Consider the following 8263-nt stretch of genomic DNA (forward strand, 5'->3'; position numbering starts at 1 on the left):
GTTGTTATTTAAAAAAAATGATTGATATAGATTTGATTATTTTAAAGATGCTTTGGCAATCAGTTTGGCGGATAATGTTATTCTTTTTCCGGTTGCTGTATAATCAGTGATTTGCCCGTCCAGAAGCTTGATAGCCTCTTCAGCCATTTCTTCAATCGGCTGCTGGATGTAAGTAATCTCCGTAGGGAAGAGGTCATAGGCATCCGTTTCATCAAATGCCAATACTGAGACCTGTTCCGGAACTTTTATATTGTTTTTAACGAGATAGGAAAGCCCTGCTACCGCAAGTTTATTACTGGAAAAATATAACGCAGTATTTTCTGGAGTTTTCCCCAACGTACTTTCAAGCTTAGAATGTACCTCCTGCACTATATTTTCCAATCCTACCATAAGATATTGAATTTCAACTGTTTTGCTGGAATAGCTTGCCGCTTTTTCAAAGCCATGCTGGCGGTCCAGAAGGTGTGGAAGATCAGTTTCATAGCCAACGTAGATCATTTTGTCAAAGTTCTTATTAAGAAGCAGGCTGGCTGTACTTTCTGCAATCTCCTGGTTATCAATGGTAATTCCGGGAACAGAAACCCCTTTAAGATATCTGTCAATCGTTACAACAGGATATTTAATATGAATAAGGTTTTCTAGTGTCTTTTCTGATCCTGCTACGGGAGCAACGATCATTCCGTCAACCTGCTGCTGTGAAAAGAGTTCGGTAAGTTTTTTAAACTTTTCTGCATTTTCATCAGAACTGCCGATGATCAGGGTATAACCCAGCTTTAAAGCTTTATCTTCAAGATTTCTTGCCATATGGGAATAGAAGTCATTGGAGATATCCGCCACGATTAATCCAAGAAGCTTTGTTTTATTGGTTTTCAAACTTTTTGCAATCTTATTGGGAGTATAGTTAATCGTTTCAGCAATTTCAAAAATTTTTTTCCGGGTCTCCTCACTGATACGCTGTCCTTCCTTTCTGTTAAGAACATAAGATACGGTGGCTACGGAAACTCCTGCCAGTTTAGCAATATCTTTTATGGAAGACCTTTTCATTTTATTTTTTTAATTCACAAAAATATTTCAGAAAATAGTAAAAAAACAATAGCTGTTTTTTTTGGTGGTTTCCGAAAAATATGTAATTTCGCAATTTTTTAAAAAATAATCAACGTTTTCATTATCAGTGCTTTAGGTTATTATTGTCTTTTTTAATATGAATAAATTGTTAACTTATTGAATGTAGAGATTAAATTTGGGTTAAACGTTTATCCAATAAATTTATTTTTTAGATTTAAAATAGCTGGAAACTAAGTTTTCTATCTAATAATAAAGAAACATAATAATCGGAGTTTTTACTTTATACCATAAGTAAAAACCCTGCAACTCATATGAATTGCAGGGCTTATTTTGAGAATACAGTCTTTTAACTTAAAATATCACATGGCGCTACACAGATCACCCATGGACATCTTTTGATTCCCGGAGGTGGGCAGCAGGCTTCAGAGCAGCTTGTCGCTCCGCCATTAATATTCCTCAACTGGTCTCTTGAAATTTTTTTTACATTTTTCATAGTCAAGTAATTGAATTACACTGAAATTAAGGCTGGTTTCCGCCACCGCATCCGTCGTAAGGCATACATTGCCACTTACCACCGATTAAACAAAGTTGACCACCTCTGCAGTCAATTCCTCCCTTAATTGTTTTCAATTCTTTTCTTTCGATTTTCTTTAAATTTTTCATAATAAATTGTACGTTTAGTTCAATTCGAAATTAATAAAATTTTATCAACCATGATAGAATTATTGTAAAATTTTTATTTTTTAGTTGCTTAATTGTTGAATGATTAAAGTTTATTTTATGTAATGAAGTAAAATGTTTTTTTTGGAATAAGTTTAAACCAATCCTTAAACTATTCCTCTCATTTCTTTAAAATCTTGCCCTGTGACAAGTCCGTTTTCCGATCGGGTTGGTACCTTTGACTTAAAATTAATCCACCAAATCTGATAATATTATGAAAAGTCTATTCAAATTCTCTGCAGTATTGTTCTTTATTATTATCCTTGCCTCCTCTCCGGTATATGGACAAAAAATAAAACCTTCTGAAAGTGGTTATGCACCTGTTAATGGCATCAAAGTTTACTACGAAGTCTATGGCAAAGGAAAGCCTCTTGTATTGTTACATGGCGCCTTCATGACGATTGATTTGAACTGGGGTGAATTGATCCCGGAACTGTCCAAAAACAGAAAAGTAATAGCTCTTGAATTACAGGGACATGGTCACACTCCTTTTTCAGAAAGGAAATTATCGCATGCTACTTTAGCCAGTGATGTTACAAAGGTAATGGACTATCTGAAAATTGATAAAGCAGATGTGGCAGGGTACAGCTTTGGAGGTGAAGTGGCCTATATGCTGGCAATTCAAAGTCCGGAAAGACTGAACAAACTGGTTATCATTTCATCAACCTATAAAACTAACGGGTGGCTGCCCGAAGTAAATAAAGCTCTTGAAGGAATGAAACCTGAACTCTTTACAAACAGCCCTATGCATACTGCCTATAATGCTGTAGCACCTGATAAAACAAAATGGAAACCATTTCTGGAGCAGATGATGGCATCTGCCGGGCAGCCTTTTGACCTGGGTGATGATAATATCTCTAAAATTCCGGTGCCTGTCTTAATCATAGCTGGTGATAATGACGGATTGGATAAAACAGAACTTTCAAAAACCTATAAATTATTGGGAGGTGATGTTTTTGCAGATATGGGCGAATTGCCAAAATCCCAGCTGGCTATCGCTCCAGGACAAACCCATGTAAGCCTGATGACGCAGAGGGCAATGATACTGAATTATCTGAATGGCTTTTTGAAATAATGGAATGCCATCAAAGAATTGAAATCTGTTTATAAAGTTCAAAATCTATACTATGAATACAAAATTTGAGGCAGGAATTAATATCGCTATCAAAATTCCCAAAAATACATACGAAAAAACGGTTGCTTTTTACAGGGATATTTTAAAATTGAAGGTTGAGGAAAAGCCGATAAAAAATCCCACTGTTTCCAGAACCCACGAGGTGAAATTCGGGAATAATATCATATGGCTGGATTGTGTTGATAACTATACCCATTCTGAAACATGGCTGCAGCTTACCGTTCCCGATGTAGAAGCTGCTACACAATATCTGCTGTCAAACGGTGTGGAAACCTGTGACGAAATAGAAGAGCTTCCTGAAAATATGCACTGGATTACCGATCCTGCCGGTACCGTGTTCAATTTACAGGAAAGAAAATAGCCAAAAACAGAAATACGATGTAAAAAATTGTTTAAAATAGGGCTTTGCCCAAAATTTTAATATCTTTAGCCATCAAATCATTACAATTTAAAATATTTTTATGCAGACGAGACCATTCCATTTCATTGTCACCATCTTTTTTCTGGTATTAAGTGCAACTGCATTTTCACAGAAAACAGCCGCATTGGGCTCTTTACTGAACAAAAACTTAGAATTCATATTCCCACAGACTCCGGATAAAATTTCAAAAGCGTTGAACGTAAAAACTGTTTTTTATGAAGATGCCAACGAAGAAAAATATGCAAAATGGCCTATGAAAACAGGACTGGAGCTTTATTGCAGCCTGGGAAAAGACAATAGTATCAATGAGATGTTTTTTGTGACTTCAGACAATAAACCTGTCATTGTGGAAGGACTTCCTTTTGGTCTTGTTCTGAATAAAAGTACATTACAGGACAGTAAAACGAAGTTCGGTAAGTACAATGCCAAAATACAAAAATCAGGAGCAGACAGTGAATTTCCTGGAGGGTCAAAACTGGTTTTTAAAAAAGGGAAACATTATACAACATTGCTTTTCGACAGTAAGAACCTGTTAAAATCAATAGGTTTAACAACAGAACTTAGGGATCCGGCTGCCAATTAAGTACTAAAAAACAAAATAATAATAGTATCCGTCATTATTGACGGATTTTTTTATCCTCAGACGGCGTTAACTTTAAAAGAAATCTATATCGTCAGTCCATGGTTGTTTTTTACCTCAGCCATCACAAAAGTACTGTGTGTGCTGCCGATAGAATCTACGGATCCCAGCTTGTTAAATACAAAATCCTGATAATGCTTCATATCCCGCACCTGGACTTTCAGAAGGAAATCAAAATCTCCGGAAATATTGTAACATTCCGCAACTTCTTCAATTTCTAAAATTTCTTTTACAAAATCATACCCCACAGACCGGTCGTGAATTTTAAGTTTGATCTGGCAGAAAACCGTAAATCCGCGGTTCAGTTTTTCAGCATCAAGAACTGCTGCATATCTTTTAACAAAACCTTCCTGCTCAAGCCTTTTTACCCTTTCAAAAACCGGTGAAGTAGAAAGGTTCACTTCTTTAGCGAGCTCTTTAACGGTGAGTTTGGCGTTTTTCTGGAGGAGCCTGAGCAGCTGTACATCCTTATCATCGAGTTGTTCCACAGAATATTATTCTTTTAAATGATTAAAACAGTCAAATATAAAGAATTATATGCTTTTATTTTTAATTCCTGAAGTTTAATTTGCTTAATTATTTGTTTCTAGTTGTGGTTTTATTCTGTATTAATAATTTTACACAAAATTAAAAACTTTTACTGATAACCTTTGTTAAAGGTAAAAATACAGTTCTTTACAGATACTTCATCAAACAGGAAAGGTTTTACTTAAGGTAGATTAATAGGGAATCGTGTGAAAATCACGAGCTGTCGCGCAACTGTAAGTAAACACACCAAAAGTTTCTGTCCTTGCAGATCCACTGCCAAAAGCGGGAAGGATGACGGAAACTGTTACAAGTCAGGAGACCTGCCTTTACTGAATTGACAATGCTTTCGCGGGCTGAAGCTTTGGGTCATACAGATGGTGTATCAGATTTTGTATTTTCTTCTGAAGGGAAATACATTGTCTGCTATGTCACTATTTCCTGAAACTTTTTCCGCAAAACATAACGAAGCATTGTAAAGGACTTCCCAATAAGTTTAATTAAAAAGTTTAAAAAAATGCAAACTCACATTCTTGGCTATCCGCGTATTGGTAGCAAAAGAGAACTCAAAAAAGCCTGCGAGCAGTACTGGTCAGGTAAAATCCTTTTGGAAGAACTTCTGAACACCGGAAGAACTCTCTGCAGTCAAAACTGGAATATCCAGAAAGAAGCAGGAATAGATCTTATCCCATGTAATGATTTTTCATATTATGATCAGGTATTGGATATGAGTCTTGTCGTAGGTGCCATTCCAACAAGGTACCATGAAGTGGTGCTTAAAAAAAACAATACTGAGCTGGATCTTTACTTTGCTATGGCAAGAGGATATCAGAAAGACGGATTGGATATCACTGCCATGGAAATGACCAAGTGGTTCGATACCAACTATCACTACATCGTTCCGGAATTTTATAAAAATCAACAGTTTAAGCTGAGCTCAGACAAAATTTTCAATGAATTTGCAGGAGCAAAACAAGCGGGAATCAATGCAAAACCGGTGATTATCGGACTGGTTTCTTATCTGTTATTAGGAAAAGAAAAAGAAGAGGGATTTGATAAGCTGGATTTGGCAGTAAATCTTCTTCCAGTCTATACCGAGATTTTAACCAAACTTCAGGATCAGGGTGCGGAATGGATTCAGTTTGATGAACCTTTTATGGCATTGGATTTAACAGAGAAAGCCAAAGAAACTTATCGTTATGTGTATGCCGAAATCAGAAAACGTTTCCCGAAACTGAAATTTATTGTGGCTTCCTATTTTGACGGATTAAAAGACAATACTTCACTTGCCGTTTCACTTCCTGTCAATACATTGCATGTTGATCTGGTTAGAAATCCTGAGCAGCTGGATGATATTCTGAATGTTATTCCGGACAGTTTAAACCTTTCATTAGGATTGGTTGACGGTAGAAATATCTGGAAAAATGATTATGAAAAATCCTTGTCTTTCATCAGAAAAGCGGTTGAAAAATTAGGATCTGAAAGGATTTTCATTGCACCATCATGCTCATTGCTTCATTCACCTTGTGACCTTGATTTTGAAACCAGTCTTAATCCTGAAATTAAAAAATGGCTGGCTTTTGCAAAACAAAAAGTAAAGGAAGTCGTAACGCTTAAACAACTGGCATCCGGAACGGAAAATGAACAGGTTCTTGAAGCATTTGAAGAAAATAAAAAAGCAATTGAAAGCAGAAGAACTTCTTCTCTTATCCATAATGATCAGGTAAAACAGAGAGTAAATTCAGTTACTGAAAAAGATGCTCAGAGAATAAATACTTTCAAAATCCGTAAAGAAGAACAGCAGGAAGTATTGCAGCTACCTTTATTTCCAACCACTACAATCGGATCATTCCCGCAAACCACAGAAGTAAGAAGCTGGAGAGCAAAATTTAAAAAAGGAGAGCTTACTGCAGAACAATATGATACTTTATTGAAACAGGAAACGCAGAGAACAATCCGCTGGCAGGAAGACATCGGAATTGATGTATTGGTTCATGGAGAATTTGAGCGAAACGACATGGTGGAATATTTCGGGGAACAGTTGGAAGGATTTGTATTCACTAAAAACGGTTGGGTACAAAGCTACGGAAGCCGTTGTGTGAAACCTCCTGTCATCTTCGGTGATGTTTCCCGCCCAACTCCGATGACGGTGTACTGGTCTCAATATGCCCAATCTCAGACTAAAAAATGGGTAAAAGGAATGTTGACAGGTCCGGTTACCATTTTACAGTGGTCTTTTGTACGTGATGATCAGTCTCGTTCAGAAACTTGTAAGCAGATTGCCTTGGCAATTCGTGATGAAGTGGTGGATCTGGAAAAAGCAGGAATCAGAATTATTCAGATTGATGAACCTGCGATCAGAGAAGGACTACCATTAAGAAAAACAGACTGGCAGAATTATCTGAAATGGGCTGTGGAAGCTTTCAGAATTTCAGCAAGCGGAGTGGAAGATGCTACCCAAATTCACACTCACATGTGTTATTCTGAGTTCAATGATATTATTGAAAACATTGCCGATATGGATGCAGACGTCATTACCATAGAATGCTCACGGTCTCAGATGGAGCTGCTGAATGCTTTCGCCGATTTCAAATATCCGAATGAAATTGGTCCCGGAGTATATGATATTCACTCACCAAGAGTACCATCGAAAGAAGAAATGACTGAGCTGCTGATAAAGGCTCAGAATGTAATTCCTGCCAATCAGCTCTGGGTAAATCCGGATTGCGGACTGAAGACAAGACACTGGGAAGAAACCGAAAAAGCTTTAATCGCAATGGTGGCTGCTGCCAAAGAAGCTTCAGTAGAATATGCACTTTAGAAAATTTTTACAATAATTAGATTTAATAATTCAGATCGTGTTATGATTTTCATGGCACGATCTGTTATTTTTAAAGGTTAAAATAATGGATATCCTATAATATTCTATTCATTTTTATATTCTATTTTTGCAGCTCGGCAAATTTTGACATTCGATCATTTTAGATAGATGTTAAAAGCTGAGCAAACTAATATACTATACATTAAAACCATGAAAGAAGCATTTCCTGAAATGAGATCGAAAACCTATAATCCTCAATATATTGCCGGAGTGAGATGGAGTATTGTCATTCTTTTTGCTGCTATTGCTGTTGTTTTACTGAGGTTTTTTATTGATGCTTTATCCGATCCTTCTACAGACACCGCTTCTGATATGGTCTTTTTATTACTGTTTCTTATCGCAGGTTCACTGGCGGGTTGGCTGGTGTATGAAATGATGAGGAATCAGGATGAAAAAATCAGTGGTCTGCTCATCAATCATCAGGGAATTCTGTTTCTCAACAGGAATGATGAAGTACTGTCAGCAATCAAATACTATGATTTGGTAAAGAGTGATAATCCTTATACAAAAGATATATTTTCAGAATCCCGAGCTTCTGGAAAGTACAGCGATTTCAGAAAGAATCTGTATGTTCATGAAAAAGATCAAAACAGAAATCCTCAAAAGAAGCTGGTCAATCTGGATGTGATTCCACTTAAAAACCGATATGATCTTATCGGGCATTTTCTGAAAGTGTCTCGTCCTGAAAAAGGTTGACTAAAAAACCATAAAATTAGTCATCCTTATGAATCTAAAAAAAACATCGTCCCCTGTCCAAGAATACAGTGAGGCATTCAAACGACAAGTTGTCTCTGAATATGAACGGGGATTATATACAAAATCCCAATTGCAAACTCGATACAATATTCGGGGTAATTCATGCATTTCTAGTTGGTT

At 36.6% G+C, this 8263-nt stretch carries 9 protein-coding genes, 1 pseudogene and 1 riboswitch; of the genes and pseudogenes, 6 read left to right on the forward strand and 4 right to left on the reverse strand.

Annotation, left to right across the window (positions count from 1 at the left end):
* Window positions 1-36: 36 nt before the first annotated feature.
* The 3 genes from FFS26_RS04060 to FFS26_RS22410 all read right to left on the reverse strand — a co-directional run bounded on the left by FFS26_RS04060 (window position 37) and on the right by FFS26_RS22410 (window position 1728).
* Complete coding sequence (locus tag FFS26_RS04060; RefSeq protein WP_137904359.1) at window positions 37-1044, reverse strand: LacI family DNA-binding transcriptional regulator; 1008 nt, start codon at window positions 1042-1044, stop codon at window positions 37-39.
* Window positions 1045-1411: 367 nt separating this feature from the next.
* The gene (locus FFS26_RS22405) at window positions 1412-1558 is read right to left on the reverse strand and encodes a bacteriocin-like protein (protein WP_171006234.1); all 147 of its coding nucleotides are present in this window, start codon (window positions 1556-1558) and stop codon (window positions 1412-1414) included.
* A 26-nt stretch (window positions 1559-1584) separates the two neighbouring features.
* On the reverse strand, window positions 1585-1728 hold the full coding sequence (locus FFS26_RS22410) for a bacteriocin-like protein (RefSeq protein WP_171006235.1): 144 nt from the start codon (window positions 1726-1728) through the stop codon (window positions 1585-1587).
* A gap of 271 nt (window positions 1729-1999) precedes the next feature.
* Here FFS26_RS22410 and FFS26_RS04065 point away from each other — a divergent pair, with 271 nt between their 5' ends.
* The 3 genes from FFS26_RS04065 to FFS26_RS04075 all read left to right on the forward strand — a co-directional run bounded on the left by FFS26_RS04065 (window position 2000) and on the right by FFS26_RS04075 (window position 3924).
* On the forward strand, window positions 2000-2860 hold the full coding sequence (locus FFS26_RS04065; RefSeq protein ID WP_137904360.1) for an alpha/beta fold hydrolase: 861 nt from the start codon (window positions 2000-2002) through the stop codon (window positions 2858-2860).
* 52 nt (window positions 2861-2912) lie between these two features.
* Window positions 2913-3281, forward strand: a complete 369-nt coding sequence (locus FFS26_RS04070; protein ID WP_137904361.1) for a VOC family protein — start codon at window positions 2913-2915, stop codon at window positions 3279-3281.
* 100 nt (window positions 3282-3381) lie between these two features.
* The gene (locus tag FFS26_RS04075) at window positions 3382-3924 is read left to right on the forward strand and encodes a hypothetical protein (protein WP_137904362.1); all 543 of its coding nucleotides are present in this window, start codon (window positions 3382-3384) and stop codon (window positions 3922-3924) included.
* A gap of 83 nt (window positions 3925-4007) precedes the next feature.
* Here FFS26_RS04075 and FFS26_RS04080 read toward each other — a convergent pair whose 3' ends face one another.
* Window positions 4008-4469, reverse strand: coding sequence for an Lrp/AsnC family transcriptional regulator (locus FFS26_RS04080; RefSeq protein WP_047422640.1), 462 nt, complete (start codon window positions 4467-4469; stop codon window positions 4008-4010).
* Between the two features lie 195 nt (window positions 4470-4664).
* A riboswitch (cobalamin riboswitch) is annotated at window positions 4665-4852 on the forward strand.
* 171 nt (window positions 4853-5023) lie between these two features.
* Between FFS26_RS04080 and metE the strand changes: the two genes are divergently transcribed.
* From metE to FFS26_RS04095, 3 genes and pseudogenes are all read left to right on the forward strand, one after another.
* Window positions 5024-7327 (forward strand): 5-methyltetrahydropteroyltriglutamate--homocysteine S-methyltransferase, encoded by a 2304-nt coding sequence (gene metE / locus FFS26_RS04085; RefSeq protein WP_137904363.1) that lies wholly within the window; start codon window positions 5024-5026, stop codon window positions 7325-7327.
* Window positions 7328-7537: 210 nt separating this feature from the next.
* Entirely contained in the window at window positions 7538-8083 is a 546-nt protein-coding gene (locus FFS26_RS04090) for a hypothetical protein (RefSeq protein WP_137904364.1), read from the forward strand.
* 28 nt (window positions 8084-8111) lie between these two features.
* Window positions 8112-8263 (forward strand): annotated as a pseudogene (locus FFS26_RS04095) (IS3 family transposase); the annotation flags it as partial.

The sequence above is a fragment of the Chryseobacterium sp. 2VB genome (genome assembly GCF_005503635.1).
Lineage (GTDB): Bacteria > Bacteroidota > Bacteroidia > Flavobacteriales > Weeksellaceae > Chryseobacterium > Chryseobacterium cupriresistens.

What these genes read in the sequence shown, in the direction of transcription:
- FFS26_RS22405 (WP_171006234.1), bottom strand. Translation starts at nt 1,558, where the DNA reads ATGAAAAATGTAAAAAAAATTTCAAGAGACCAGTTGAGGAATATTAAT.
- FFS26_RS04070 (WP_137904361.1), top strand. Translation starts at nt 2,913, where the DNA reads ATGAATACAAAATTTGAGGCAGGAATTAATATCGCTATCAAAATTCCC.
- FFS26_RS22410 (WP_171006235.1), bottom strand. Translation starts at nt 1,728, where the DNA reads ATGAAAAATTTAAAGAAAATCGAAAGAAAAGAATTGAAAACAATTAAG.
- FFS26_RS04065 (WP_137904360.1), top strand. Translation starts at nt 2,000, where the DNA reads ATGAAAAGTCTATTCAAATTCTCTGCAGTATTGTTCTTTATTATTATC.
- FFS26_RS04075 (WP_137904362.1), top strand. Translation starts at nt 3,382, where the DNA reads ATGCAGACGAGACCATTCCATTTCATTGTCACCATCTTTTTTCTGGTA.
- FFS26_RS04060 (WP_137904359.1), bottom strand. Translation starts at nt 1,044, where the DNA reads ATGAAAAGGTCTTCCATAAAAGATATTGCTAAACTGGCAGGAGTTTCC.
- FFS26_RS04090 (WP_137904364.1), top strand. Translation starts at nt 7,538, where the DNA reads ATGAAAGAAGCATTTCCTGAAATGAGATCGAAAACCTATAATCCTCAA.
- metE (WP_137904363.1), top strand. Translation starts at nt 5,024, where the DNA reads ATGCAAACTCACATTCTTGGCTATCCGCGTATTGGTAGCAAAAGAGAA.